Source organism: Psychrobacter vallis (assembly GCF_904846715.1).
Taxonomy (GTDB): Bacteria; Pseudomonadota; Gammaproteobacteria; order Pseudomonadales; family Moraxellaceae; genus Psychrobacter; species Psychrobacter vallis.
Map to the genome: position 1 here is coordinate 55,406 of NZ_CAJHBU010000015.1, position 26,883 is coordinate 82,288.

The following is a 26,883-nucleotide window of genomic DNA, read 5'->3' on the forward strand; positions in this document are numbered from 1 at the left end:
ATTGCTGACGTTATGATAAGGCATTGCTTTTTAACGATAATTAAATAAGATCCCGCTATGTCCACTTTGAAACCGACCAAAGATTTCTCTCCCGCCCCTTTTAAGCCGCCATTTTGGCTGACCAATGCGCATCTACAAACGATTTTGCCGAGATTTATTGCGGCGAAAGCCCCTGAGTATCGGCGCGAACTGCTCAAAGACTCACTCGATGAGAGTGAGATTGCTTATGACTTTTATGATGCTGACGAGACGCAGACGGCTGAGGAAAAACACCAAAAGCCCCTAGTCGTCTTATTCCACGGTATGGAAGGCAGTAGCGACAGCCACTATGCGCGTACGCTCGCTCATGCCGTACAGCACAATGGCTGGCACTTTGTGGTGGTACATTTTCGCAGCTGCGGCGGTGTCCCTGTCAAAGGGCAAGTGTTCTATCAAGCGGGCGATACCATTGAAGTTGAACACGCACTGCAATATTTAAACAAGCAATACCAAACGGTCTATAGTATTGGCGTGTCTTTAGGCGGCAATGCCCTAGCAAAATACATGAGTGAATACGGTGAGGCGGCGCTTTGTCAAGCTGCTGTGGTAGCGTCCGCTCCTGTCGATCTGATCTCATCCTCACAGGCGATGGAGCGGTTTTTGGGTCGACGTATTTATACGCCTTACCTGCTAAACCCCATTGTCAGCAAAGCCATCAAAAACAACTTGACCGAAGATGAAATCAAAGCTATTAAGGCCACCAACCGCATCAGCGAGTTCGACGATATTTTCACCGCGCCGCGTCATGGCTTTCGCTCCAAAAACGACTATTACTATCAAGCATCAGCCTTACCGCATCTGATTCACATTACCAAGCCGACCTTGATCATCAGTGCCAAGGATGATCCGTTTTTGGGCGCGACGGCCACACGTGGCGACGTGTCTGAGCATGTGACTTTGATTGATACCAAGCATGGCGGTCATATTGGGTTTATCAATTACCGCAATCGTAAATTTGATTTGGGTTGGCTACCGAGTACGGCGATGCGTTTTTTTGTAGAAGCAACCAAGACCGATGATGACTCAGCGGCCTCTGCATAAGTTATTTATCCCCCTTCGCCTCTGCCCTACTTTTTCATTTAGAGACCGACTATGTATCCATTTATCCGCTATGCCAGCACCATCGCTCACGCCGCGCTGCAAGTAAAAAAGGGCAATACCTTAACGCTAAAAGAGACCAGTGAAATTAAGTTTCGCTGCCGCCTGACGGATATCGATAATTTCTTGGAGATGAATAATGGTCGCGTGTTTACGCTATATGATTTGGGACGTATGGACTTTGCGGTACGTACGGGGCTTGGCAAACAGCTATTAAAACAGCGTTGGGGGTTGGTCGTCGCTGGCAGTACCATCCAATACCGCAAGCGTATTCGTGCCTTTGAAAAAGTCACGCTAAAGACTAAAATCGTCGGTATCGATGCGCGCTGGATGTATATCGAGCAGTCGATGTGGGTCAAGGGTAAGCCGTGCTCTTCTGCCCTACTACGTACTGGCGTCACCGAAGGCGGCAGAGTCATCGACACGTCACGTGTGCTGACGGCGTTAGGTCAATCTGATTGGAAACTACCGCTAACTGGCTATGTGGCAGAATGGATTGTAAGTGATGCTGATCGTCCGTGGCCGCCAACGGAGTGATAATCAAACCGCTTAGCTTAAAAGCATTACTGACTTGCACTCATTCAAGACGCGCCACAAGCAAGTAACCTTATAGCTACTATTTCATAACAAGTCATTATATAAATATATATAATAAATGTTAGTATATTAGTGAGTATCATATTCGACTCAACTAAATATAGTCTTATAAGGAGAATAATATGGCTAACACGACAGATTATGTCGGTACGTTATTTGATAACAGTGAATCAAACCCAAGCAAAATCACCCTAGCCTTTACCATGGCTGGCGTGGCGCTTAAAAAAGGTCATTCTGCTACTGTGATTTTAATGGTAGATGCGGTACATTTAGCACTGCCGAATGCGCTAGCTAATGTCGATATTGGCGCGCCATTTGAACCTGCTGGTAAATTGTTAGAAGCCTTTATCGAAAAAGGCGGACAAGTATTGGTCTGCGGCGCGTGTATGAAGCACAATGGCGTAGAAGAGTCTGCCATCGACAAGCGCTTTGAGGTGATTAGCGGTGATGATGTGGTTGAGCTGCTGATGAACGCGAAAGGATCGTTGCAGTTGAATTAATCATAAAAGTTAAAGAGCAGAGTTATAAGAATGGTTCAGTTTTCTTAAATATCTTAAAAAAGGGTTATCAGTTATCAGCAAAAGTAGGGTGCGCCCCGCGCACCGATTGTTTGCTTTACTATTATTTCTTTTGATCTAAAGAAATAGATAATACATACTATGACTTTAATAAAAATTAAAAGTTTTAGGGTAAGAAATTGATTAAACTTCTAGTGCGCGGGGCGCACCCTACAGCTACTAGAAAGTTGAGGTTATAAAAGCAGAATCTTAAAAGTAGGTCAGTTTCCTTGATTATTTTTTGATAATTTAAGGGCTGACCTATTTTTTGAATAGCAAGTCAGTTTTCGAAATATCTAAAACTAACTATTCGGCTGAAGCAGAGTATATTTACAATTTCTAATAATTAGTAGAACAACTTTGACAAAAGCTTCGCACTTGAAAGGATATTAGTATTTTTATCATACTACTTCTGAACTGTAAGCTTAGGAAGTGTATAGTTTATTAGTATTAATACAGAGTCACCTCGTCTGATAGTATTTTTTCCTAGTAAGAAAATAGATTTGATACTGTCCCTAAGCGATTTTTCATGCTCCAAATAGAATTCTTCTAATTGCTTTATATTTTCAATACCTAAGCTTTTAATTCTATTTATTAGCTGATCGTAAGCCGAGCTTTCAACATCGGACTCTGTGATAATCAAATCATATTCGCCAATAAATACACTGTTTTCAAAATTAATCACCTTATCATTCTCACTCATAAAGGATATTAACGAGGCCTTATTTATTTCAATTTGACTAGGATTGGCTTTAATATCTTGACTCAAATTCTTTTCATACTGCGCTATAGTTGATTTTAATTTCACAAACTCGATATCTGCTTGTTCGAGAAGAGCTGCAACCCTATAAAAAGTACGTTTTGCAGTAGTCGGAATTTCAAACTCGCCTTTGTAGCCTAAATCATGTTCAATTTCAGCCCATGAATGCTGTAATATTGTCCTAACTTGAAATTCAAATTTCTGTTCTTTATAGCTAGAATATTCTGGTAAGTTCGTTCTATCTTTTTTTAAATTGGCAACGTAGTGTAGACTTCTGTAACCAAATTTATCACTGTCTATTTTCCGCTTATCTACAGAATTATCCTGATCTATAACAAATTCTTCTTCAATCATAGTTGCAATTTGATCTATTTCATCATCGAAATAGGTAATAATACGTACACCAACTATATCGGTAATATCGTTTAAATCCTTGTATTTTTCACTTTTTCTTATGATTTTATTTTCAAGACTACCTCTATCTTTAACTCTAGTCTGCACCTGATGTACTCTGATATTTTTTTGCTCAAGTAACGAGCTTATTAGACTAAGAAGAGTTTTATCAAAGTTATCTAATACGTTTTTTGAACTATCATATTCTTTCAGTATTGAATTCATTTTGTAGCTCATTAGATAGATTGTTACGGAAAGTCGATAATTGTATCTTACATTATAAATACTCGAACACACTAATTTATAATTACAGATTTTGATGCATGTTTTAACTACAAATTCATAGTCAAATATTTTAACTACAACTTCATAGTCAAAACCCTCTGCACTATTCAGCAACTAAATAAACACTATCTTCTACGCTCCTTACCCTGCTCTGTTACAGTAAGTCATGCAAATATCCTAATAAAAAGGAGCCAATCATGAGCTTACTTAATACCCTTAACCTTACCTATCCGATCATCCAAGCGCCAATGGCGGGCGGTGCCACCACTCCTGAGTTGATTGCGAGCGTCAGTAACTTTGGTGGACTGGGTTCATTGGGTGCTGGCATGACCGCGCCAAACGTATTGGATAGCCAAATTAATACGATTAAAGCCCTGACTGACCGACCGTTTATGGTCAACCTGATGGTGTTATCTGAGCACGAGTCGAGCACCTTTGATACCGCCATGCCGACTTGGTTGAGTCAATATTATGAAGATCACGGCATAGTCGCCGAGTTGCCTGAACACCCCGCGCAAAACTTCGAAAACCAGCTACAAATGCTCTATGACAACCCTGTACCTGTTGCTAGTTTTACCTTTGGTATTATCAGTGCCGAGCAAGTTCAGCACCTGCAAAGTGTTGGCACGCGCGTCATCGGTACAGCCAATCATCCACTTGAAGCGAAAGCATGGAGCGAGATTGGTGCAGATGCTGTCTGTGTACAAGGCATAGAAGCGGGCGGCCATCGCGGTGGCTGGTTGCCACAAAGTGAAACCGATCCATTGGGATTGTTGACCCTCATTAGCCAAACACGCGCTTGCACCGATATTCCTTTGATTGCCGCTGGTGGCATTATGACGGGACAGGACATCAGGGCGGTACAAGCAGCGGGTGCTGAACTTGCGCAAATGGGGACGGCGTTTTTGACCACGGATGAGTGCGGTATTAATGACACTTATAAACAGGCACTTATTGATGCCAGTCAAGGGTTACGCAGTAGCGAGACGCGCTTGACCAGATTGTTTTCGGGTAAGCTTGCGCGTGGTTTATTAAACGATTATCTGCGTAACTTTGCTCAATTTGAGAGCGCAGATGCGCTGCCGCCCTACCCGCAACTCAATGCCATGACTAAATTTATTCGGGCTGATGCGACCAAGCGTTTGGACGCCGAGCATCTGTCGCTATGGGTAGGACAAGGTGTATCTTTGATCAGAAACGAAAGTACAGACACCTTACTGACGCGATTAATAAAAGACTTGTGAGTTACTGATTTTTAAGCGCTGCACGAAACGCTTTATAATCTTTTGCCGTCTGATCTGCCGCCTCTATCATCGGTATGTGCCCAACTTTAGACATGGTAATTACCTTTGCTTGCGGCATTAACTTTTTCATCACGACCGCTGTTTCAGGCTTGATGATTTTGTCCTCAGCGCCCCAGACGACGAGCGTGGGAATATTGTACTGCGCGATGATTTTGGCACGCATTTCTACATTATCCTCGGTGATCTGTTGCAGAATCTTGGCATGCAAACCTCGGTTGGCGATGTTGGTCTGAGCAAAGACGGCCTGTACGGTTTTGGGAATATAAGGCGGCTTGTACATCACAAGATTATACAAAGCAAAATAATCCTCCGTGTTCTGGATCAACAGCGGGCTATTCTCTATACCGCCATCGCCAAATCTTTCTTTTGGAAATCCTGCTGACCAAAAGCCACCACTGTCGAGTAACCACAAGCTTTTAACACTATCAGGATACATAGCAGCATAGGCGACACTGATACCGCCGCCCATTGAGTTACCGCCCACGTGGATGTTTGAAGCGGCGCCTTTTGCTTGCAATAGCTCATGTAAGCGCTGCGCCTGAGCATCCGCGCGATAGTCAGCCTGCAACGGTTTACTTGACTCACCAAAACCTAGCAAGTCTGGAATGATTAAATGGTAATCGCCCAGCTCTTTGCCAATACGGGTAAAGTTGTCTTTATTTGCACCAAATCCATGGATCAATAGTAAAGGCTCGCCGTTTAAGTTACCGCCCTCTAGATAGGTCATGGTATCGCCAGAGGCCAATGTGAGTACCTTTTTTTCAAGGTTTGCTTTATTTCGCTCATACTGTACAAGTTTTTGAGTCGTATTTACCGCAAGCGTGTTGGGTGCGGTGGTGCAGGCTACGACCGCAACCAAGAGCAATGCTGTGATACTTGCGCGCAATAGGGTCATCAAAATCTCCTTATTCATCATAGACAACAGGCTTATCGCAATGGGTCATTCCCCATGAAACTATAGCGGATAATAAGGCATTAATCTTGACTTAATAAGAACGCCACAGCCGCTTTTGCATGAATGTCGGTAGTATCAAAGACAGGAATGGGGCTATCTACCTGACTAATAAGCAAGCCAATCTCCGTACAGCCCAGTATCACACCCTCAGCGCCTTGCTCGGCAAGTGTTCTAATGACATCGACATAATACTGACGTGAGCTGTCTTTGAACTGACCGACGCACAGCTCTTTTTTGATGATACGGTGTACTTCGGCACGCTCGTCCTCAGCGGGTATCAGTACTTGCAAGCCTGCATCGATCAGACGCTGCTTATAGAAGTCTTGGGTCATCGTAAACTGTGTACCTAATAACGCTATTTTGCTGAGATTTTGTTTTTTGATGGCGTCAATGGTAGCATCTGCAATATGAATAATGGGCAGATCAGTCGCTGCCTCTACATCGTCGAATAATTTGTGCATGGTGTTAGAGGCGATTATGAGCCCTTGCGCGCCAGCCGCTTGCAAGCGCGTGCCACTACTCGCCATCATCGCGCCCAACTCTTCCCATTCACCCGTTTCTTGTAGCGTATTGATAGGGCCAAAATCGACGCTATGGATCAATAAATCTGCGGAATGTAATCCACCCAATTCAGCTTTGATACCTTCATTAATGATGCGATAGTAGCTCTCGGTGCTCTCCCAACTCATACCACCGATAATACCCAGTGTTCGCTGCTTTTGGTTTGCCATTTTCTTTCCTTATTAGAGACAAGCAATTGTAAAAAATCATCCAATCGTAGCAAAAACAGTTATATCATATGGATTATTTTTAAGATAATTCTGATAACTGCTCTATCAAAATTTCTCCTGTATTACCCACTCTTTTGTTCACTAATAGTCTATACCCGTCACCCTACAAGGAAGTGCTATGAATACGATTCAGTCAACGCTGTATTCAAAGATTCATTTATCGACGCTATTACCGATTGGTCTACTTGCATCAGTAATAGTTCTATTGCCTGCTTGCGGTGGTGGCGACTCAGATACAGATTCAAGCGCTTCAACGCCTCCTACCACTACTGAACCAGCCACGTCCGTAACACCAAACATCCCGATATCTAGTAACCAAGCATTTTATGATCGTAGCTCAGCCCTTGATGATTTAACGCTAGATGACCGTACGCGTAAACATATCTATGTGGCGACAACGGGCAGCGATAATGCATCAGGTAGTGCGAACTCGCCAGTACTGACGCTACAAAGAGCGGCGGATCTCGCCACCGCTGGCACAACGGTACACATTGCCGCGGGTACTTATAAAGGGCCTATATATATTGAAAACTCTGGCACACTGGCGCAGCCTATTATTTTTGAGGCGATGCCAAAAGCAAAAGTGGTCATTACAGGAACGCCAAGCACTGATGATGAACATCTGATTCATATCGAAAACCAAGCGTATGTGATCATTCGCGGTCTAGAATTTACTAATTTTTGGACCAATAACGATCAGATTACACCCATTGCGATTTATGTGACTGGCAATAGTCATAATATCCTCATCGAGAACAATTATATTCATGATCTAGGCACGCGTGTCGACAACGATAATGCTAATGCGCATGGCATCGCGGTTTACGGTACTCAGCCTATTAAGGATATTCAGATTAATAATAATCGAGTAGAAAACCTCACTCTAGGTCGTAGTGAAGCAATAGTCCTAAATGGTGATGTGACTAACTTTGAAGTGAACCATAACCAAGTCAATAATAACAATAATATTGGTATCGACGTCATTGGTTTTGAGGGCACAGCAGAGACCGCTAACGACTACGCCAGACGCGGCGATATCATCGGCAATACAGTCACGCGCAATAGCATCGTTATCAACCCTGCCTACAAAGGCGATGATCCTTCAGCTGGTGGTATTTATGTCGATGGTGGTAAGCAAGTATTTATTCAGAATAATACCGTGACTGGCAATGATATCGGTATCGAAGTCGCCAGTGAAAATTTCCAAAGATTAACAGAAGAGGTCTGGGTAGAGGGCAATACGGTCACTGATAGCAGCTATGCCGGTATTGCAGTGGGTGGTTATGATGAGCAACGTGGCGGCGTCAGACAAATCACCCTTATTAATAATACGGTCACCAATAATGACCTTGGTAAACAACAAGGTGGCCAGCTACTACTGCAATTTAATATTCAAAAATTAAGTGTTAAGAATAATACATTTACCAGCTCGCCCTCACGCTATATGGTCGTTGCCAATCAGATTGATCGCGGCGAAGTCAGCTTTCAAAATAACCGTTACCTCCCTAATCCTCTAAATAATGAGAACAGCAATTTATCCTTAATATGGGTACTCGGCAACAAAGATTTTAATAGTAGTACTGCTTTTGAAAACTGTGTGGTGTTGCTACAATGCAAATAGCGTCCGACGGTTTAATCTGCCCTAATGAACCACCAAAGCTCAGCGCAACGGTCTTATCTACCAGATCGTTATAACTGCAAACTAGGCTCGAATAAGTATTTGAGCCTAGTTTTAATACTGCTATTTTTTATGACTGAACCAAACTATGACTACAACACCTACCCTCAGAATTCGCACACGCCGCAAGTATTATCGGCTTATTTTTACTGGTCTCATGGCGATGATGATGTCACTTATTATCTCAGCAGCATTGATCATCGTTAAAACAGGGATTCATGATGGGTTTTTTATGACGCTGATACACTCATGGGGCTTAGCATTTATGTTTGCTTGGCCGAGCGCTTATATTTGTGCTTATTTAATTCAAGAGCACGTGCTGAGTCGCATTGAGTTTTATTAACGCTATTATCAAAATACATACCCTCACTCGTAAAAATACCAAAGACGATTTTTAATCATCTTTGGTATTTTTACGAGTAAGGGTATTGCTAAATACAATCACCTGCTTATAAGCGACTAACAGTCTTATCCCAACGCCAGCCTTACTACGCTACCTTATTCTTTAGACAAGCCACTTGATGATTGACGTTACCTTCTAGCACCGGTTTGATCTGAGCACATTCGTCATCCGCGAGTGGGCAGCGAGTCCGAAACACGCATCCTGAGGGCGGATTGATGGGGCTTGGCAAATCGCCTTCTAATAACTGAATGACTTTATTGCGCTCCGCAATCGGGTCAGGTATGGGCACAGCAGACATCAAGGCTTGGGTATAAGGATGGGTCGGATTGTCATATACGGCTTTGTTGACCCCAAGCTCAGCGGCGTTACCCAAATACATGACCAGAACCCGATCAGCAATATGCTTAATCACAGACAGGTCATGGGCAATGAAGATAAGCGCCAGTCCCATCTCTTCTTGAACGTCTTGTAATAGATTGATGACTTGCGCCTGAATGGAGACGTCAAGTGCAGAGACTGGCTCATCACAGATAATGATTTTAGGTTTTAAAATCAAAGCTCGGGCAATGCCGATGCGCTGACACTGACCGCCCGAAAACTCATGCGGATATCGGTTAATTTGATTGGATAGCAGCCCCACCTTTGTCATTATCTCGCGTACTTTGCTTTGTACCTCCGTCTTTTTCATTTTTGGATAGTAAGTACGTAGTGGTTCGGCAATAATATCTCCCACTGTCATACGTGGATTAAGAGAAGCTAGCGGATCTTGAAAAATCATTTGAATGTCTTTTCGCTTCATTCTCATGCTTTTTTTGGACGCGCCCACCAGCTCTTCATCATTGAACATGATGCTACCAGAATCAGCCTCTATCAAGCCAACGATCGTACGAGCTAAAGTTGATTTACCGCAGCCTGACTCGCCCACCACGCCCAAAGTCTCGCCAGCAAATATCTCAAACGAGACGCCATTGACCGCTTTTAACGTCGCAGGCTTTTGCCAAAAGTACCCGCCTTTTCGTTTGATATTGAAGGTGGTATGAATATCGCGCACTTGCAATAGCGGTATTTTTTTACTGCTGTCACTGCTATATAAATTCTGTGTATTCATAACCTAGCCCTCTATCCCTGAATCATTATTGGCATCGATATCTGCCGAAGTGTCAATTGCTGTTTCAGGGTGCCAGTGACACGCGCGCTGGCGATCGTGCGGCAAAAACTCAAGTGGCGGCGGTATATCACGGCAGATATCCATCGCATGAGAACAACGCTCATAAAAAGGACAGCCTGCAGGCAAGTCCAATAAATTTGGTGGGCTACCAGGGATCGTTTCAAGCTTGCCCATCTCATTGTCGAGACGCGGAATGGCTTTTAGTAGTCCGATAGTATAGGGATGACTTGGGGTATAAAAAATCTCCTCGGTCTCGCCATATGCCATCGTACGACCCGCATACATGACTAGGACGCGATCACAGATACCAGCCACCACGCCTAGATCATGGGTAATCATAATAATCGTCGTCCCAAAATCGCGTTTTAGCTCATTCAGTAGCACCATGATCTGTGCCTGAACCGTCACATCAAGTGCGGTGGTAGGCTCATCAGCAATCAATAGCTTGGGACGACACAGTAATGCCATCGCAATCATAACCCGCTGGCGCATACCGCCTGAGAACTCATGCGGATACATACCAATACGGTTTTTGGCCTCTGGAATTTTGACCGCATCTAGCATGCGTATCGACTCTGCCCAAGCCTCCTTTTTACTCATACCTTTATGTAAGGTCAATACTTCAGCGAGCTGATTTCCTATCTTCATATAGGGATTGAGTGAGGTCATTGGATCTTGGAAGATCATCGCCACTTCTTCAGCGCGGATTTTATTCAGCGCCTTTTGCGATAAACCTAATAGCTCCTTACCTTGAAAGCGTACCGAGCCTTTGGCATGACCGTTTTTTGCCAGCAGTCCCATAATGGCAAAGGCAGTCTGCGACTTACCTGATCCTGATTCGCCAACGATGCCTAATGTCTCACCCTCATGCAGATCAAAATTTAAGCCATTAACCGCGGTCACCAGACCATCCTCAGTTTTAAACTGCACGGATAAATCTTTCACTTCCAACAAACTACTTGGAGGTATGATGAGACTGTCATTGGAGCGCTCATTGACATCATCATTAAGACTGTCACTAGTACTGTTACTGAAATTTTTAGTTACCACGATGTCACTCTCCTAGCGGTCTTTAGGGTCAAACGCATCGCGTAGACCGTCGCCAATAAAGTTAAAGCAAAATAAAGTAATGACCAAAAAAGCCGACGGAATCAAAATCTGCCAAGGCGCTACTTGCATGGTGCGTGAGCCTTCTTGCAGTAGCGCACCCCAGCTGGTCATTGGTTCTTGCACACCCAGTCCCAAAAAGCTCAAAAACGATTCAAATAAAATCATCGTCGGCACCAGTAGTGAGGCATAGATAACGACCACGCCAAGCACATTAGGAACAATATGACGTAGGATAATATTAAAACCTGAGACACCGCCCACATGAGCCGCTTCGATAAACTCTTTGCTCTTAAGACTGAGCGTCTGACCACGGACAATACGAGCGACATCCAACCAAGACACCAGTCCAATAGCGACAAAGATTAAGATCAGGTTGCGACCAAATATCGTGACCAACAAAATCACAAAAAACATAAACGGAAAGGCACTTAATATCTCTAAAAACCGCATCATAATCATATCGACTTTGCCGCCAAGATACCCTGACGTCGCGCCATAGACAGTACCGAAAAGCACGGCAACGGTTGCCCCAGCGATCCCAACCATCAAGGAGATACGACCACCAACGGCGGTACGAACCAACAGATCACGGCCGAGTGAGTCGGTACCAAAGTAATGCTTATTTTCGATAGAAGGCGCGGCTTGCATAAAGTTCCAATCAGTCTCCGCATAACCAAAAGGAGCAAACAGAGGAACAAATAGGACGAAAGCGCCTATCAGTAATAGGATAAAAAAGCTGGCAACGGCTGCCTTGTTTTGATAAAAACGTCGCCATGCATCTTGCCAAAGACTGCGACCTTTAATCTCTTTCGCTGGCGACAGGATGATGTCGGTGGGCTGGTCTACAATAAGGCTCATAGTTGTCCTTGTAATAATCTACTTAAATAATAATTCAACATATTTAATACTGGATTTTTGGGTCAATCATGGCGTATAAAATATCAACAATGGCATTGAACGTGATGGTTAACACACCCACCAAAATCGTCAAACTCAGCACCACACCATAATCACGGTTAAGTGCGCCATTCACAAATAATTGCCCGATACCCGGCAAACCAAAAATGGTCTCAATCACGATAGAGCCGGTAATAATGCCGACAAAGGCAGGGCCCAAATACGAAATCACAGGTAGCATCGCCGGTCTAAGCGCGTGCTTCATGACAATTTGGCGCATTGGTAAGCCTTTGGCTCTCGCCGTACGAATATATTGACTGTTCATCACCTCAATCATCGATCCACGCATGATCCGCGCGATACTGGCAGTGTATGCCAACGCTAAGGCTGTCACTGGTAAAATCAGATTTTGTAACGCGCCATCATTCCAACCACCCGCTGGTAGCCATTGCAAAATGATCGCAAAAATAAGTACCAGTAATGGTGCTTTGACGAAACTTGGAATCACAACTCCGGTCATCGCAAACGCCATCAATACATAATCTAACCATGAATTTTGTTTGAGCGCCGCCAACACCCCAAAAATGAGCCCCAAGGTCAATGCTAAGATAAACGCATAAACCCCAAGCTCCATGGACACTGGAAACGACTGTGACAATAGCTCATTGACCGTATAGTCCTTATATTTAAAAGAGGGTCCAAAATCGCCGACAGCAAGCTGCCCCAAATAATGGACATACTGTAACCATAGCGGATCACTAAGATTATACTTGGCTTCGATATTGGCCAGTACGGCTGGTGATAAGGTACGCTCGCCAGAGAAAGGATTGCCTGGCGCTAAGCGCATCATAAAAAAGGAGACAGTTATCAAAACAAATAAGGTCGGGATGGCCTCTAAGATACGCCGAAAAATCAGTTTTAACATAAGACCTCTTTTATGGAAGTGCCTACTTTTTAGCTCGATTAAAGCTGAAAAGATACAGCAGATGTAACATGCAGTAATGGCTTGCTAGCTATAGCGGCGAGTGCGATGCGTCAGCCGAAGCCTCCTGCATCGCACTCGCCTATTAATAGGTTGATCTATCAGTGTTTGGCAATCGACAAATCTTTTGCCTGCCAGTTGTTTAAGGCATCTTTCATTGGGAAGCCAATGACATAAGGTTTGACTAAACGAGGGCTGACATAGTGATAGACATTCAATAAAGGCATGTCTTGGTCAAGCTGAGCCTCGGCTTTGTTGTACAAATCGACACGCTGCTCAGGCGTCACACCTGGTTTTAGCGTTTGTGCCATTAAATTGTCGAAGTTAGCATTAGTGTATTTGCCGTGGTTGTTGCTATTCCCAGTTTTTACGATGTTCAAGAAAGTTGACGCTTCATTGTAATCACCACACCAGCCCGCACGAGCGATTTGGTAGTTACCATTACGGCGAGTATCGAGGTAGGTTTTCCACTCTTTATTGATCAAGCTGACATCGACGAAGCCAAGCGATTGTTTCCATAGCGAGGCGACCGCCAGTGCTGTTTTCTTATGAAGGTCGTTGGTGTTGTATAGCAGCTCAAACGTCAGCGGATTGCTCTCACTATAGCCCGCTTCATTCAGCAGTTTTTTGGCTTCTGTCAGACGCTTCTCTTTATCCCATGTTGACCACTCTGGCGTGTTTTCCACGCCGCCATTGGTCGCGGTCGGCGTTAGCTGATAAGCGGCTGTTTGCCCTTGACCGATGACTTTATCGACCACCGTGTCACGATCTAACGCCAAGGCGAGCGCACGGCGTACTTTGACATCATTAAATGGCGGTTTGACGTTGTTAAACTCATAATAATAGGTACACAGATAAGGAGAAACGGTTAGCTCATCCCCAAGATCCTCTTTGAGAGAAGCAAATTGCTCAGTCGGGATTTCATTGTAGGTCATATCAACCTCGCCTGCCTGATAGCGCGCCACGTCAGTGGTACTTGAGGGAATCGCTAGCATGGTGACGGTATCGATGGTGGTATTGGCATCATCATAGTAAGCTGGGTTACGCGTCAAGACGATTTGGTCATTGACTTGCCATTTACTGACTTTGTAAGGGCCATTGACCACGATGTTCGTCGGGTCTGTCCATTTATCACCAAATTCTTCGACCGTCTTCTGGTGAACGGGCTTGACCGAATTATGGATCATCATGTCTGGAAAATAAGGGACAGGCTCTGACAAGGTAATTTGTAGTGTGGTTGGATCAAGCGCTTTTACCCCAAGGGTATCTATGCCCGCTTTACCCTCAACGATTTGCTCAGCACCCACGATCTTGGCATCGACTAAATAGCTCGAATAAGGGGAAGCGGTATTTGGATCGACCAGACGGCGCAGACTATAAACAAAATCTTCTGCCGTCACAGGATCGCCATTTGACCATTTGGCATCACGCAGCTTAAACGTCCATACTTTATTGTCAGGACTCTCCCAACTGGTCGCCATGCCCGGAATGGTTTTGCCATCCCCATCCGTATTGGTTAGCCCCTCAAACATCTGTCGATCAATACCAGCTTCAGGCACCCCTGATACTTTGTGTGGATCCAGCGACTCCGGCTCAGCGGCATTATTAACAACCAATTCTTGAGTATCGGCCAATACACTTGGATCAATACTTGAGGATTGACTGGTTGTACCATCACTTGCAGACTTGTCACTACAGCCCGTCATAAACATGGCCAGTACCAAAGAGGTCGGCAAAAGTGCATATTTAAAAATTTGGTTAGAAGGGTGTATCATGTAATATCCTAGCAGGTAAGTGGCTGGACGGATTTACTGAGTTTTAGTAAGTCCATTTAATTTGTCCCTATACTGGTACTATCCACTTCATCAATCACTTCAACAACAGCTATCGTAACCCACGATCATCAAAGCAATGGCTGCTGCACTGCCTCTAAAACCCTTGTATGTCATAGATTTAAAGATACTAGCTCTGGATCCAAGTCAACATTCGACTCTTATACCGATCGTTATTTTATTCAATCGTTAACGTATAGCCATCGAATCAAAAACTTAAAAGTGCGACTCAGTATTGTTGATAGAGATAACGTTGGATAATTTTCAGTAATATACTGGATAACCATTAGTAATGAAAATTAATATGAATGTCAACAATTTTCGATATACTCTGGTTGAACATAAATGTGACAGGAATATGAAAACAGTATTTTTTTTGGTTAAAAATCAAATAGAATCTCAATGACAGTAGACTTTTTTTGATACATTTATTACCGTTCGTCAGCCATCTGCTACCGCTTAAAAACTTCTGATTGGTACGATTTATGTTATATTTTTGGTCGGCATCTATTATTAGCAGGGTTTATACTCAAAGGTGTTGCGCGAAATTTCTAGAAAAATGTTGTAAATTTTACTTATCATAGTGTTTTTTATAACTAATCATTGATTATAAAAGGTATGGGAAAATGGCAGTCCAACACTAATATGACGGTAGTCTGAATAACCAAACTTATTTTCTATATTGCAACCGTCTTAGCATTTTGCTTTTTTATCTATTTATTTTTGTAAGACAGGCGTTTTGGGTTTTATGAAACGTACACAAGACAATCGATAATAGATATCACTACCTCATAAAAACCGTTAAGATAGTTTTCACACTGTTTTTACTGAGAGCGTGCTATGAGTCAACCACGGCGCACTATTGAGCATTTGCTTCAACACGGTATTCTCCCCATCACACAGGCTGATGCAGCAGCCACTCATCTCGAAGTCTACCCCAATAAGCGAACATGGCTGGCATTTTTTGACAAAGCTTTCTTGGTTATTGGCGCTGTCGCCCTAGCATTGTCTCTTGTGTTCTTTATTGCCTACAACTGGCAAAATATGGGCAAGATGGGTAAGTTTACTTTGGTTGAAGGGGCGCTGCTCATCACCATCGCTCTCTACGTTGGACTCTTTTTTAGACAACGATTTTTACTCATTCGCCAATTATTATTACTCATCGCTAGTGTCATCACGGGCAGCCTACTGGCATTGTTTGGGCAGGTGTATCAGACCGGTGCTGACACGTGGCAGCTGTTCTTTGCGTGGGCGTTATTGATTACCCCGTGGGTTATGATTGCGCGTTTTCCCGCACTGTGGCTGCTATGGTTGGGGCTGATTAACGCCTGCTTATTACTATACTTCGATGTCACAGGATTGATGTTTATCCATAATGGCTGGCAAAGTCACTTTCAGGTGGTCGTCCTTGCGCTAGTGAATCTCGTTGCCTTATACGGCTGGCTCAGCATTTTCGATCATCAACGCCACCACTCTCCCAGCACTGCTGTCGATGCTAGTGATAATAACACTGCTACTAGCATCAGCCCTGAACCAACAAAATCCAGCTTGCACTGGAGCATCTATGTCGTCGGTCTATTGAGCACCTACTTCATAACGTATCTTGCCATTACGACGGTCTTTGACGATTGGTCTATTTTAGTCACGCTTAGTTCTGTCGTGTTGTGGTTGGGCTGGTGTGGCTTTATGCTTTGGCGCTTTTATCAGCGCCGTGTTGATTTACTCATGCTCACTTATCTGGCGCTGTCTGTCATTGTCGTGGTGATGTTTTGGGTAGGTAAATGGGTATTGGAAGGTTCCGAGGCGGGTGGCTTTTTGGTTTTGGCGCTACTGCTGATTGGGATGAGTTCAATGGCAGTGATATGGCTGCGCAAAGTGGCGTGCTTAGATAGCGCACACAAACCCCATATGACCAATGGAGGCGCTGACGATGAATGATAATAAACAAGCGCTGATAAAGCTAAAAAACCTTGGCTTGATTGACACCAATGTGGATCATACTGATGGGATTGGCACAAAGGCAGACAGCAGCATAAAGGGTGACGATCCTTGGTTCTTACACGTATTTTTTGGCATTAGTGGCATCTTAGCGAGCTTATTGTTCATTGGGTTTTTAACACTTCTATTGTGGGACACCTCTGTTTTTGATAGCGCGCTCAGCATATTTGTCATTGGCTTATTACTGAGTATCGCAGGGTTTGGATTATTCAAAAATCAGCACATGCGCCGTAGCAGTTTTTGGATCAGCTTGGCATTTGCCATCAGCGCGGCCGGACAGTTATACGCCATGTTTGCGCTATTGAGCGCCGACATAGAACGCCCACTGAATATCTGGCTATTTTTACTGTTCCAAATGTTTATGACCCTCATCATGCCAAACTTCGTCTACCGTTTATTAAGTAGTGCGGCAGCGCTTGGCGGTTTGATTTATCTACTCAGCTCCTATCAGTTGTCCGAGGCCAGTTTGGGACTAGTGGCATTGATAACTATTGTGGCCAATTTACAACGTTATACCCTGTTACAGCATGTCCCTCCTAAATGGCGAGCATACAGTTTTGAGCTAATAAAAGCCGTTGGTTATGCCAGTGCGCTCATGCTGCTATGTATCTCCGTTTATTTTATCGCGGCTGAATACGGGCATAGCTTTGAGAGCAATGGCGACGCTGTCTATCATTATTATGTGGCGCAAGCGCTGCTCACACTTGCCAGCCTTTATGCCGCTTATCTGATACTCAAACGCTACCAAATCAAATTCCTGTCAGCCACGGGAGTCATCGTGGGCTGTACGGTCGCAGTGCTGGGCATTGTCTCGATATATGTCTCAGGCTTGCTGGCTACCTGTTTGCTTGTAGTGATTGCCATGGCCAATAGTCAGCGCACCCTATTGGCTATCGGTATGTTTGCCTTGGTCAGCTATGTATTTTGGTACTATTATCAACTCGATACCTCTTTGTTGGTCAAATCCATCTCCATGTTGGTTGTTGGTATTGCGTTATTATTGATGCGCTGGCTACTTATTAAACGGTATTTTGCAGAGAGTATTACTCATCCTGCGACCGATAGTCAGGAGCATTTATCATGAAAGCCACTCATTGGACACAAAAACGAGCCTTCACTATTGCCATTGCCGTACTTGGATTGGTCATTATCTTGGTTGTCATGACGTGGAATGTGGCGAAATATGAGACGCATCTTGCAAGCGGTGATATCGTTTTATTACCCCTTGCGCCTGTTGATCCGCGCGGCTTGATGCAAGGGGATTATATGACGCTCAGCTATGCGTTAGAGCGTGACATTTTAGACACGCTTGAGAAAGTAAGCGACCTTGATAAAGCCGCAGATGGTTATGTGATCGTGCGTTTGGATGAACATAACGTTGGGCAGTTTGTGCGTTTGGCTGACAGTTATCAGCCTGATACTTTAGCCGCTGACGAGAAAGCCATTCATTATCGTGTGCGCAATGGCTCGGTCAAGCTTGCGACCAATGCTTTTTTCTTTCAAGAAGGTCATGCTGAGGCTTTTGAAGCGGCAGAATACGGCTTATTCCGTGTCAATGACAAAGGCGATCCGCTCCTGACCAATCTCGTCAACGAAACGTTTGTAGTGATTGATCCATCAAAGCTGAGTGAAGAAAATATTAACAATAATTAAAATAAGATGAGTAATACTTCATTATTGTAAGCAACCGCTAACCTTATTTAACCAAATAAGTACTGATAATAGTGAGGTGGACTTGTTACTGTGGTGACCTGATTGTGCACGTTTATACAGAACAGCTATTCATAATAACCGACTAATAATAACTGATTAATAATAGTCGACCTGTTAAGTACGATCATTCCATCAAAAAATAAATAAAGGAATCTCCCATGCGTAGTGCTATTCATAAAAGCTTTGGTAAACCTGCTGACGTATTGAGCGTTGGCGACAGCCCCATGCCGCAGCCTGCTGCCAATGAAGTACGTATCAAAACCATTCTCTCCCCCATTCACAACCATGATTTATTGACGATCAGTGGTCAATATGGCTACAAGCCTGAGCTGCCAGCCATCGGTGGTAGTGAGGCATTAGGCATTATCGATGCTGTGGGCGATGACGTCACAGATCTGAGTGTCGGTCAGCGTGTCGCTTGTGCCAGTGTGCACGAAACGTGGGCGGAGTATTTTGTTGCCCCTGCCAACATGGTATTTGTCATCCCTGATGCCATAGAAGACGAGTTGGCGGCGCAGCTGATTGCCATGCCACTGTCTGCCTTAATGCTATTAGAATTCTTAGAAGTCGATAGTGGGCAATGGATCATTCATAATGCGGCAAACGGCGCGGTGGGTAAAACGCTTGCCATGCTCGCGTCGGCACGTGGCGTGAAAACCATTAATCTAGTACGTAGCAAAGACTCAGTAGAAGAGCTGACCTCACTCGGTATCAAAAACAATATCGTTACGGCTGATGACGACTGGAAAGACCAAGTCCGCGCCATTATTGGTGATGACAAAATAACGGCCGCCGTTGACTCGGTCGGTGGTGAGTCGAGCAATGAGCTACTATCGCTACTGGGTAGCAATGGCACGCTGGTCTCATTTGGTATCATGTCAGGCAAACCAATGTCATTGGACGCGGGCAGCCTAATCTTTAAGCAAGCCATCGTTAAAGGATTCTGGGGCAGCAAAACCAGCCAAGAAATGGATGTTGAAAACAAACAACGTCTGATTGATGAGTTGTTAGAACGTGCGACCAACGGCGACTTAAAACTACCGATTGAAGCCATTTATAGTCTGGACGACATCGCCACAGCCGTCTCTGGAAAAGTACAGTCAGGCAAAAAAGGCAAGGTCATTTTAAAGCTCTAGTAGACGAAACTTGAATAAAAAAGCTCATGAACTCATGGGCTTTTTTTGTTTTAATGGTAAGAATATAGTCCGTTCAAGATAAAAACGATACCTTTGTAGCAAAGCGCTATTACTATCAATTTTTTTTCGCTTGCTGTTCGCAGGCGTGACAGAGGCTTCAAAAAATTGATAGTCAATAGCACTGACTCATTTCAAAAGTAAATCCATTAATAAGTACAAGAATCACTCATTCTTGACCGCATAAAAATAAATCGAACAAGGAAAATAATCATGTCTAATAACACAACGTTTAATGCCCTCGTGGTCGAAGAAACAAGCGACGGCAAATTCAATAAAAGTATTCAAACGCGTAATGTCAGTGACTTGCCTGAAAACGACTTACTCATTGAAGTTCATTACTCCTCACTCAACTATAAAGATGCGATGTCAGCCGCTGGTAATAAGATGATTACCAAAAACTATCCGCATACCCCTGGTATTGACGCGGCTGGTATCGTGATTAGCGACAAATCAGGCACTTTTGAAGAAGGGCAACAGGTACTGGTATTCGGTTATGATTTGGGAATGGAGACGCCGGGCGGTCTCGGTCAAATGGTTTCAATCCCAGCAGACTGGGCGCTCCCCTGCCCATCGTCTTTGACCTTAAAAGAAGCGATGTGCTACGGCACGGGTGGTTTGACTGCGGCGTTATGTATTCAAAAATTGGAAAAAATAGGCGCAAAACCAAGCGATGGCCCCGTCGCTGTCACTGGTGCCACTGGCGGCGTGGGCAGTATCAGCATCGCGATTTTAAAACAGTTAGGCTACGAGGTCATTGCTTTCTCTGGCAAACCAGAACAAAGCGAGCACCTCAAAAAATTGGGCGCAAGCGACGTGCGTCATCGCGATACGATCAATGAGGTGGGTAGTCGACCTGTCGGTCGCGAATTATGGGCAAACGCCATTGATACCTTGGGCGGCGACTATTTGGCAAACTTACTCAAACAAACCAAGTCAGGCGGCGCAGTATCTGCTTGCGGCTTAGCCTCATCGACAGAGCTTGAGATGACCGTGTTGCCGTTCATCATTCGCGGCATCTCTTTGCTGGGCATCGATTCGGTCACGATACCACTGGCTCAAAAGCAGGAAATTTGGGCACGTGTCGCGACCGATATGAAGCTGCCTGATATTGAGCAATACTGTGAAGAGATTACCTTAGAGCAAACGCCAGAATATCTAGAGCGCTTCATCGCCAATAAAGTTGTGGGTCGGTATGTGGTGAATGTGCGGGGTTAGGACTTGGTTTAGAACCATTGATATCGATAAGTAAAAGCAGCACTCCATTTGGGGTGCTGCCTTTTCTAATTGATTATCTTTTATATCTAAATATTTGAAAAAGTTAACTTCTTTAAAATTATTTTATTAATTTTTATACGTAGTATTACAGTATGGATGAGTTAGTTGACCATTTCCAAAACTTCCTATACCACCATCTTGCTTTCTGACTATATGATCTATAGACATAGAGTTTTTGTGGATTCTCGCATTACATATTTTACAGCGTACTGCATTTTTTAGAGCATCCGTAATGAAAATCGCAGATTTAGTTGTATCAGAGAAGCTTTCGTTAGTTATTAAAGTGTCGTCAAAATCCACGCCTTTCACAAAATTATAATCTCCAGACTCTAGAACATTTTTTATAGCATCTTCCTTAGAGTTATTTTCTAGAGCGTAGATTAAATCAAGTAGGAATTTTTTTATATGTGGAACTGCTTTAGATGAACTTCTATAATTCCTTAGAATCTGTTGAATAACGAAGTCGTAGTCAATCAAAATTTCTTCAAAGTTTTCTCTACAGTCAGTGAACATTTTAAAGCCATTCGTCTCATTTAATTCCATAAGAAGCTCAGTAACAGCAAAAAACGAAGCCGTTTTATATCTTCCACCTTTTGAATAGAAATATACTGCTGGATGTAATCCCAAAGAAGATGGATGACTGCTATTAATTAAATTCGCTGTCTTCTTACATTTTTTCAAAAAAGTGACTGTTTGTTCTCCATCTATATCCTCAGATAAATCATTGGTATCTTTTATATTATTTACCATATTTACATATTCAAATACTAATAATGGGCTTTGACTAGAGTACCCTTTTCCACCTATCGGAAGATCTAATGTCTTAACAGGGTTACTAAGTTTAGGTAAAAAGAAAGCTTGATTTATGTCCTTTGCTAAGACTTCAATCATTTTAACTTTATCTTCTTCGAACTTAGACCAATATTGATGACCTTTTCCACCTTTAATTATAGCTCTAGCAGCTATACCATTAGGCTTTTTACGAGATTTTATTAATTTCAATTCGGTAGGATCGATTTTCGCTGCTTGCTGATTTATCTTAAAAAAAGAGGCTTCTGCTACATCTGCGTCGCCCTCTACCCATTGCAACTGCACAGCAATTGATCCAAGGTTTTTAGAGTTTCTACGAATCTCATCACTAACTCTTTCAGGATACTTGAGAGCCAACTGATAGTCTGTATATTTGCCTATTTCTTTTTCAACTAAATTTCTAGTTTTATTACCGATTTCAATCTGTTCTTCAGGTATAACACCATTAAAGCTATCACGAGTGATCGGACCGTCTCCGTAATCATCATTTATCCAAGCTACTAGAGAACTAACTCTATGAGATCCATCAATAACAAAGTTAAACCCTCCTTTACTTCTCCATAGGATGACAGCTGGAATCAACTCGCCATATATAAAACTTTTTATTAACTCTACGATTTTTTTTGGATCCCACTCACTAGTCTCTCTTTGAAAGTCTGGCTTTCTTAAAGCAGAATAGAAAAAATCATCTTCTCTTAAATCAGAAATAGAGAAAGATTCTTTCTTTTTCGCAGAATTTGGAATATCTTCTACATCGAAATCCTCTCTAGGAAGTAAAGCGTCGAGAGATACTTTTGCCATTTATAATTACCTTTTTATTATAAAATTAAACATATATTGATTTTTTCCGAATTCAACTATAAGCAAAATATTTCCTGAACCCACTCATCTTTCTTATAAGGTCCATGGATAGATTTAAAACAACCACGACTTTCTTCAACATCTCGATTAAGATTAGTCACTACCCAATCAACAGTGCATATAATCTTGTTTGTATCTAGGATCACACCTTTAATAGTACCTATATGAAGAATTTTTAAGCCACCTTTTTGTCCTCGCATCTTCTTAATGGCAACCCTATCACCTATCTTGATAGCCTCTGCCTTTTTATATTGCGAAGGTTGATCTTCCTCATTCCAGCCTAGCATCCAAATCCCTTGTTCAACAAAGCTCTGATCCTTAGCAACACCGTCCCAGTTTGCTCCAACTAACCAATAATTACCCATAGCAAATACTCTCCTTGAATGTGTATAAACCATACAATAGTACATCAATATCAAAAAACACAGCTAAATTATATCTATCAACAAAAAAAACACCCAACCAAGTTGAGTGTTTTTTTATTTATGACAAGTTGTATATCAATTCAAAAAATTTGAGTAGCAAGGAAAACGAGTGATAGCACTACATCAAGTAGGCTGAACGAGTTTTACAACGCTAATCAAATTTTTAGTTTGCTTTGATTAAAAGCTATTCCCACTCAATCGTCGCTGGTGGCTTGCTCGACACGTCATACGTCACGCGTGATACTTCCGCGATTTCATTCATAATGCGATTCGATACCGTCTCGATCAAATCATACGGCAGATGCGCAAAGCGCGCGGTCATAAAGTCCACGGTTTCAACGGCACGTAGCGCAATCACCCATGCATAGCGGCGGCCATCACCGACCACGCCAACTGATTTGATTGGTTGAAATACGGCAAATGCTTGCGCCGTTTTGTCATACCAGCCTGAACGCTCAAGCTCTTGCATAAAGATGGCATCGGCTTGACGCAGGATATCCGCATATTCTTTTTTGACTTCGCCAAGGATACGCACGCCCAAACCCGGACCTGGGAACGGATGACGATAAATCATTTTTGCAGGCAATCCCAAGGTGATACCCAGTTTGCGAACTTCGTCTTTGAACAAATCACGTAACGGCTCGATCAATTTGAACGCTAAATCATCTGGCAAACCGCCAACGTTATGATGGCTCTTAATCACATGAGCTTTGCCTTGATGTGACTTAGCAGATTCGATGACGTCTGGGTAAATCGTACCTTGTGCTAAGAACTCAACCACTTTACCATCGCTCTGCTCGCTCACTTCACGGGCGCTATTGGCGAATACGTCGATGAAAGTTTTGCCGATGATTTTGCGTTTTTTCTCTGGATCAGACTCGCCTGCTAGCGCGTTTAAGAACAAATCTTCGGCATCAACGCGAATGACTTTTACGCCCATGTTTTCTGCGAATATCTGCATCACCTGATCGCCTTCGTGAAGACGTAGCAAGCCATTATCAACGAACACACACGTCAGCTGATCGCCAATGGCTTTGTGTAATAACGCTGCCACGACCGAGCTATCGACGCCGCCCGATAGACCGAGCAATACTTGCTTGTCACCGATCTGCTCTTTTAACTGGGCAATACGCATATCAGCAATATTGTCTGGCGTCCACTCACCTGCACACTCGCAAATCTGATGCACAAAACGACCAAGCAGCGCTTGACCTTGTAAGGTATGCGTCACCTCTGGGTGGAACTGTAAACCGTAATACTGCTTGTCATCATTGGCCATAATCGCAATCGGACAGCTTGGCGTGCTGGCGATAATGTCAAAACCTTCAGGCACTTCAATGACTTTGTCACCATGGCTCATCCAGACATTCAGCTTACCCGCTGCATCTTCGATACCGTCGATCAAGGTAGAGCTACCATTGATGTTGATGGTCGCTGCGCCAAACTCATGAATATCGCTGGCATGAACTTGTCCGCCAAAACGATCGGCCATTGCTTGCATACCATAGCAAATGCCCAATACAGGCACGCCTAGGTCAAACACCGCGTCATTGATACGCGGGCTGTTGTCGGCATGCACGCTTTCAGGGCCGCCCGATAAGATCACGCCTTTTGCGCCAAAGTCGATAATGCGCTGAGTGTCGATATCGTAAGGAAACATCTCACAAAACACGCCAGAATCGCGCACACGGCGGGCGATTAGCTGGCTATATTGTGAGCCAAAATCAAGAATTAAGATGCGGTCTTCTTTAATGGTGGGAGTGGCAGCAGCAGTAGTCATAAATCGATATCCATCAATTGATAAATTGGTGCGCTATTTTAACAAGTTTAGGCCTCATCAGGGCTACTTCATCCGCAAAATTTCATGTTTCAAGCACTTTCTTAAGAAAAAACGCTGAATAGTATTGATTGAGCGCTTTTTAAGCGCTTCACACCTCGTTCTTTTATTGCTGCTTGATTGCCAATTTATTTTTGCAGTAGGGCGTGTTAAATATATTTTTAGTGCCAGTTTAATACCAGATCAAACTTACCTTAAAAACCATCACTGTACTCAACAGACGTTTTAGATAGACATTTTTGCTTACAAAATAGCTTTTCACATCCAGTACTTTATGTAGGTTTTGTTAACAATAAGCATCGATTATTGGTCGTACTTTGTTACATAACCGTGTACAGTAATGAAATGGGCAAATGTTCCATGCGCCCTAGGTGCTTACGCTTTGATACTGCACATTGGATTGGCTTTTTAATCGCAGGACAGCGTTTAGGACAAATCTAGGGCGTGTCTTCACTTTAAAAATGGTGATAAAAATAAGATAAATTGTAGTCAAACAAGGAAAATAGCGTAAATAATATCGAGATATTAACCAGCTATTTGACGCAGTTTGGCAAAATTTAGCCATTTTTAGCCCATTTAGATGACCATCGATTGAATTGAAGACATGCCCTAGTACCGCTCCTTTGATCAAGTAATTAAACCAGCTACAAAGCCACTAACGTTTTTAAACAAGGATAAAAAATAATGAGAATGGATTTTTCACCGAGCTCAGCACTAAAGATTAGTACGCTTGCTTTTGCCATAGCCGCCGCGTCTTTTAGCACCACTGCCGTGATGGCGTCTGAATGTCAACTCAATGATGCAAACGCTACCACCATCTCAGGTGCGACCAGCAATGTTAAAACGGCTCTCGCTTGCGGCAATGCAGCAAAAGCTGGCGGCACCAATGACACTGTTGCCATCGGTAGCCAAGCAAGCGCTGGTATGAACTCTGCCACGGCGGTTGGTGGCCAAGCCAATGCCGCAGGTTTAGGCTCAACCTCTATCGGATGGCAATCAAAAGCCACCGCTGAACGCGCTCAGGCCTTTGGTCATTTAGCCGATGCAAGCGGCGTACGCGCAACTGCTGTGGGTGAAGCAGCAATGGCTGGTGGTAGCAATGACACCGTCGCTGTCGGTAACAAAGCAATGGCTGGTATGAACTCTGCCACGGCTGTCGGTGGCCAAGCCAATGCAGCGGGTCTAGGCTCAACCTCTATCGGTTGGCAATCAAAAGCCACGGGGGAGCGTGCGCAAGCGTTTGGTCATTTGGCAGCAGCAACTGGCGTACGCGCGACCGCAGTGGGTGAAGCAGCAATGGCTGGTGGTAGCAATGACACCGTCGCTGTCGGTAACAAAGCAATGGCTGGTATGAACTCTGCCACGGCGGTTGGTGGTCAAGCCAATGCCGCAGGTTTAGGATCAACGTCTATCGGTTGGCAATCAAAAGCCACGGGGGAGCGCGCTCAAGCATTTGGTCACTTAGCTGATGCCAGTGGCATGCGCGCGACTGCAGTCGGTGAAGCGGCAATGGCACAGGGCGAGTCTTCTATTGCGATTGGTAATATTGCCGTTGCAGGTGGTTTGAACAGTATCGCTATCGGTAATGGCGTAAAGGCTGCAAATAAAAATCAGGTCGTCCTAGGTAATGCTGGACAAGTTCAATCCAGTACAGCGTCACAGACAGGCACAGTCAGAATAGTAACGATTGATGACAATGGCACATTGGGTACGATGCTCGTTGACTATTATAAGTCAGCTCAGTAAGTCATTTATAAATGTCAATTTAATACCGCTGTCTATAAAGACAAAGCATAGTAAACAGCATTCACTTTCATTAGGCCAAATAAAAACCCTGCCATGTGAACTGACCCCCGAAACTTGGACAGTTTAGTTTAACCCAAGGACTGAGTTCTGTACTGCACAGGGCTCAGTCCTTT

General features: G+C 43.7%; 23 protein-coding genes. 12 read left to right on the plus strand and 11 right to left on the minus strand.

The features are described 5' to 3' along the window. The first annotated feature begins 57 nt into the window (after positions 1-57). The 3 genes from JMY02_RS10030 to JMY02_RS10040 all read left to right on the plus strand — a co-directional run bounded on the left by JMY02_RS10030 (position 58) and on the right by JMY02_RS10040 (position 2,234). Positions 58-1,080 (plus strand): YheT family hydrolase, encoded by a 1,023-nt coding sequence (locus tag JMY02_RS10030; RefSeq protein WP_201597715.1) that lies wholly within the window; start codon positions 58-60, stop codon positions 1,078-1,080. A gap of 51 nt (positions 1,081-1,131) precedes the next feature. Continuing rightward, entirely contained in the window at positions 1,132-1,674 is a 543-nt protein-coding gene (locus JMY02_RS10035) for an acyl-CoA thioesterase (protein ID WP_201597717.1), read from the plus strand. A gap of 182 nt (positions 1,675-1,856) precedes the next feature. Next, on the plus strand, positions 1,857-2,234 hold the full coding sequence (locus tag JMY02_RS10040; RefSeq protein WP_201597724.1) for a DsrE family protein: 378 nt from the start codon (positions 1,857-1,859) through the stop codon (positions 2,232-2,234). Between the two features lie 463 nt (positions 2,235-2,697). On the opposite strand, the gene JMY02_RS10045 is transcribed toward JMY02_RS10040, so the two are convergent. Next, positions 2,698-3,669, minus strand: coding sequence for a GTP pyrophosphokinase (locus JMY02_RS10045; RefSeq protein WP_201597726.1), 972 nt, complete (start codon positions 3,667-3,669; stop codon positions 2,698-2,700). Positions 3,670-3,926: 257 nt separating this feature from the next. On the opposite strand from JMY02_RS10045, the gene JMY02_RS10050 reads away from it, so the two are divergent. Beyond that, entirely contained in the window at positions 3,927-4,973 is a 1,047-nt protein-coding gene (locus tag JMY02_RS10050) for an NAD(P)H-dependent flavin oxidoreductase (protein ID WP_201597728.1), read from the plus strand. A 1-nt stretch (position 4,974) separates the two neighbouring features. On the opposite strand, the gene JMY02_RS10055 is transcribed toward JMY02_RS10050, so the two are convergent. Both JMY02_RS10055 and JMY02_RS10060 read right to left on the minus strand, forming a co-directional pair. Then, the gene (locus tag JMY02_RS10055; protein ID WP_201597730.1) at positions 4,975-5,928 is read right to left on the minus strand and encodes an alpha/beta fold hydrolase; all 954 of its coding nucleotides are present in this window, start codon (positions 5,926-5,928) and stop codon (positions 4,975-4,977) included. A gap of 80 nt (positions 5,929-6,008) precedes the next feature. Continuing rightward, on the minus strand, positions 6,009-6,719 hold the full coding sequence (locus JMY02_RS10060) for an aspartate/glutamate racemase family protein (RefSeq protein ID WP_201597732.1): 711 nt from the start codon (positions 6,717-6,719) through the stop codon (positions 6,009-6,011). 178 nt (positions 6,720-6,897) lie between these two features. On the opposite strand from JMY02_RS10060, the gene JMY02_RS10065 reads away from it, so the two are divergent. Both JMY02_RS10065 and JMY02_RS10070 read left to right on the plus strand, forming a co-directional pair. Beyond that, positions 6,898-8,400 carry a right-handed parallel beta-helix repeat-containing protein gene (locus JMY02_RS10065; protein ID WP_201597734.1) on the plus strand — a complete coding sequence of 501 codons (1,503 nt, stop codon included), beginning with the start codon at positions 6,898-6,900 and terminating at the stop codon, positions 8,398-8,400. A 145-nt stretch (positions 8,401-8,545) separates the two neighbouring features. Further along, a complete protein-coding gene (locus JMY02_RS10070; protein WP_201597735.1) occupies positions 8,546-8,800 on the plus strand; it encodes a DUF2798 domain-containing protein in 255 nt (84 codons plus the stop codon). A gap of 145 nt (positions 8,801-8,945) precedes the next feature. On the opposite strand, the gene oppF is transcribed toward JMY02_RS10070, so the two are convergent. The 5 genes from oppF to JMY02_RS10095 form a co-directional block, all read right to left on the minus strand. Continuing rightward, complete coding sequence (gene oppF, locus JMY02_RS10075) at positions 8,946-9,968, minus strand: murein tripeptide/oligopeptide ABC transporter ATP binding protein OppF (protein ID WP_201597736.1); 1,023 nt, start codon at positions 9,966-9,968, stop codon at positions 8,946-8,948. Between the two features lie 3 nt (positions 9,969-9,971). Continuing rightward, positions 9,972-11,078 (minus strand): oligopeptide ABC transporter ATP-binding protein OppD, encoded by a 1,107-nt coding sequence (oppD, locus tag JMY02_RS10080; RefSeq protein WP_320157793.1) that lies wholly within the window; start codon positions 11,076-11,078, stop codon positions 9,972-9,974. A 12-nt stretch (positions 11,079-11,090) separates the two neighbouring features. Next, positions 11,091-11,996: an oligopeptide ABC transporter permease OppC gene (gene oppC / locus JMY02_RS10085; protein ID WP_087041773.1), complete on the minus strand. Its 906-nt coding sequence runs from the start codon at positions 11,994-11,996 to the stop codon at positions 11,091-11,093. Positions 11,997-12,039: 43 nt separating this feature from the next. After that, a complete protein-coding gene (gene oppB, locus JMY02_RS10090; RefSeq protein WP_201597737.1) occupies positions 12,040-12,960 on the minus strand; it encodes an oligopeptide ABC transporter permease OppB in 921 nt (306 codons plus the stop codon). 158 nt (positions 12,961-13,118) lie between these two features. Beyond that, the gene (locus JMY02_RS10095; RefSeq protein ID WP_201597738.1) at positions 13,119-14,792 is read right to left on the minus strand and encodes an ABC transporter substrate-binding protein; all 1,674 of its coding nucleotides are present in this window, start codon (positions 14,790-14,792) and stop codon (positions 13,119-13,121) included. An 897-nt stretch (positions 14,793-15,689) separates the two neighbouring features. On the opposite strand from JMY02_RS10095, the gene JMY02_RS10100 reads away from it, so the two are divergent. From JMY02_RS10100 to JMY02_RS10120, 5 genes are all read left to right on the plus strand, one after another. Further along, entirely contained in the window at positions 15,690-16,787 is a 1,098-nt protein-coding gene (locus tag JMY02_RS10100) for a DUF2157 domain-containing protein (protein WP_201597739.1), read from the plus strand. Continuing rightward, complete coding sequence (locus tag JMY02_RS10105; RefSeq protein ID WP_201597740.1) at positions 16,780-17,931, plus strand: DUF4401 domain-containing protein; 1,152 nt, start codon at positions 16,780-16,782, stop codon at positions 17,929-17,931. Before JMY02_RS10100 ends, JMY02_RS10105 begins: the two co-directional genes overlap by 8 nt. After that, complete coding sequence (locus tag JMY02_RS10110) at positions 17,928-18,500, plus strand: GDYXXLXY domain-containing protein (RefSeq protein WP_201597742.1); 573 nt, start codon at positions 17,928-17,930, stop codon at positions 18,498-18,500. The genes JMY02_RS10105 and JMY02_RS10110 overlap by 4 nt, the downstream gene beginning before the upstream one ends. Before the next feature lie 218 nt (positions 18,501-18,718). Next, positions 18,719-19,696 carry a zinc-binding dehydrogenase gene (locus JMY02_RS10115; RefSeq protein ID WP_201597743.1) on the plus strand — a complete coding sequence of 326 codons (978 nt, stop codon included), beginning with the start codon at positions 18,719-18,721 and terminating at the stop codon, positions 19,694-19,696. A gap of 270 nt (positions 19,697-19,966) precedes the next feature. Next, positions 19,967-20,971 carry an oxidoreductase gene (locus JMY02_RS10120; protein ID WP_201597744.1) on the plus strand — a complete coding sequence of 335 codons (1,005 nt, stop codon included), beginning with the start codon at positions 19,967-19,969 and terminating at the stop codon, positions 20,969-20,971. Positions 20,972-21,097: 126 nt separating this feature from the next. Here the strand turns inward: JMY02_RS10120 and JMY02_RS10125 are convergent, their stop codons facing one another. The 3 genes from JMY02_RS10125 to guaA all read right to left on the minus strand — a co-directional run bounded on the left by JMY02_RS10125 (position 21,098) and on the right by guaA (position 24,907). Beyond that, positions 21,098-22,642 carry an HNH endonuclease family protein gene (locus JMY02_RS10125; protein WP_201597745.1) on the minus strand — a complete coding sequence of 515 codons (1,545 nt, stop codon included), beginning with the start codon at positions 22,640-22,642 and terminating at the stop codon, positions 21,098-21,100. A 56-nt stretch (positions 22,643-22,698) separates the two neighbouring features. Next, positions 22,699-23,067: a hypothetical protein gene (locus JMY02_RS10130; protein WP_201597747.1), complete on the minus strand. Its 369-nt coding sequence runs from the start codon at positions 23,065-23,067 to the stop codon at positions 22,699-22,701. A 244-nt stretch (positions 23,068-23,311) separates the two neighbouring features. Then, positions 23,312-24,907, minus strand: a complete 1,596-nt coding sequence (gene guaA / locus JMY02_RS10135; protein ID WP_201597751.1) for a glutamine-hydrolyzing GMP synthase — start codon at positions 24,905-24,907, stop codon at positions 23,312-23,314. Between the two features lie 741 nt (positions 24,908-25,648). Here guaA and JMY02_RS10140 point away from each other — a divergent pair. After that, positions 25,649-26,710: a hypothetical protein gene (locus JMY02_RS10140; protein ID WP_227678470.1), complete on the plus strand. Its 1,062-nt coding sequence runs from the start codon at positions 25,649-25,651 to the stop codon at positions 26,708-26,710. Positions 26,711-26,883: the final 173 nt, after the last annotated feature.

Excerpts from the sequence above, each read along its gene's own strand:
- JMY02_RS10030 (WP_201597715.1), top strand. The coding sequence starts at position 58 with ATGTCCACTTTGAAACCGACCAAAGATTTCTCTCCCGCCCCTTTTAAG.
- JMY02_RS10035 (WP_201597717.1), top strand. The coding sequence starts at position 1,132 with ATGTATCCATTTATCCGCTATGCCAGCACCATCGCTCACGCCGCGCTG.
- JMY02_RS10040 (WP_201597724.1), top strand. The coding sequence starts at position 1,857 with ATGGCTAACACGACAGATTATGTCGGTACGTTATTTGATAACAGTGAA.
- JMY02_RS10045 (WP_201597726.1), bottom strand. The coding sequence starts at position 3,669 with ATGAATTCAATACTGAAAGAATATGATAGTTCAAAAAACGTATTAGAT.
- JMY02_RS10050 (WP_201597728.1), top strand. The coding sequence starts at position 3,927 with ATGAGCTTACTTAATACCCTTAACCTTACCTATCCGATCATCCAAGCG.
- JMY02_RS10055 (WP_201597730.1), bottom strand. The coding sequence starts at position 5,928 with ATGACCCTATTGCGCGCAAGTATCACAGCATTGCTCTTGGTTGCGGTC.
- JMY02_RS10060 (WP_201597732.1), bottom strand. The coding sequence starts at position 6,719 with ATGGCAAACCAAAAGCAGCGAACACTGGGTATTATCGGTGGTATGAGT.
- JMY02_RS10065 (WP_201597734.1), top strand. The coding sequence starts at position 6,898 with ATGAATACGATTCAGTCAACGCTGTATTCAAAGATTCATTTATCGACG.
- JMY02_RS10070 (WP_201597735.1), top strand. The coding sequence starts at position 8,546 with ATGACTACAACACCTACCCTCAGAATTCGCACACGCCGCAAGTATTAT.
- oppF (WP_201597736.1), bottom strand. The coding sequence starts at position 9,968 with ATGAATACACAGAATTTATATAGCAGTGACAGCAGTAAAAAAATACCG.
- oppC (WP_087041773.1), bottom strand. The coding sequence starts at position 11,996 with ATGAGCCTTATTGTAGACCAGCCCACCGACATCATCCTGTCGCCAGCG.
- oppB (WP_201597737.1), bottom strand. The coding sequence starts at position 12,960 with ATGTTAAAACTGATTTTTCGGCGTATCTTAGAGGCCATCCCGACCTTA.
- JMY02_RS10095 (WP_201597738.1), bottom strand. The coding sequence starts at position 14,792 with ATGATACACCCTTCTAACCAAATTTTTAAATATGCACTTTTGCCGACC.
- JMY02_RS10100 (WP_201597739.1), top strand. The coding sequence starts at position 15,690 with ATGAGTCAACCACGGCGCACTATTGAGCATTTGCTTCAACACGGTATT.
- JMY02_RS10105 (WP_201597740.1), top strand. The coding sequence starts at position 16,780 with ATGAATGATAATAAACAAGCGCTGATAAAGCTAAAAAACCTTGGCTTG.
- JMY02_RS10110 (WP_201597742.1), top strand. The coding sequence starts at position 17,928 with ATGAAAGCCACTCATTGGACACAAAAACGAGCCTTCACTATTGCCATT.
- JMY02_RS10115 (WP_201597743.1), top strand. The coding sequence starts at position 18,719 with ATGCGTAGTGCTATTCATAAAAGCTTTGGTAAACCTGCTGACGTATTG.
- JMY02_RS10120 (WP_201597744.1), top strand. The coding sequence starts at position 19,967 with ATGTCTAATAACACAACGTTTAATGCCCTCGTGGTCGAAGAAACAAGC.
- JMY02_RS10125 (WP_201597745.1), bottom strand. The coding sequence starts at position 22,642 with ATGGCAAAAGTATCTCTCGACGCTTTACTTCCTAGAGAGGATTTCGAT.
- JMY02_RS10130 (WP_201597747.1), bottom strand. The coding sequence starts at position 23,067 with ATGGGTAATTATTGGTTAGTTGGAGCAAACTGGGACGGTGTTGCTAAG.
- guaA (WP_201597751.1), bottom strand. The coding sequence starts at position 24,907 with ATGACTACTGCTGCTGCCACTCCCACCATTAAAGAAGACCGCATCTTA.
- JMY02_RS10140 (WP_227678470.1), top strand. The coding sequence starts at position 25,649 with ATGAGAATGGATTTTTCACCGAGCTCAGCACTAAAGATTAGTACGCTT.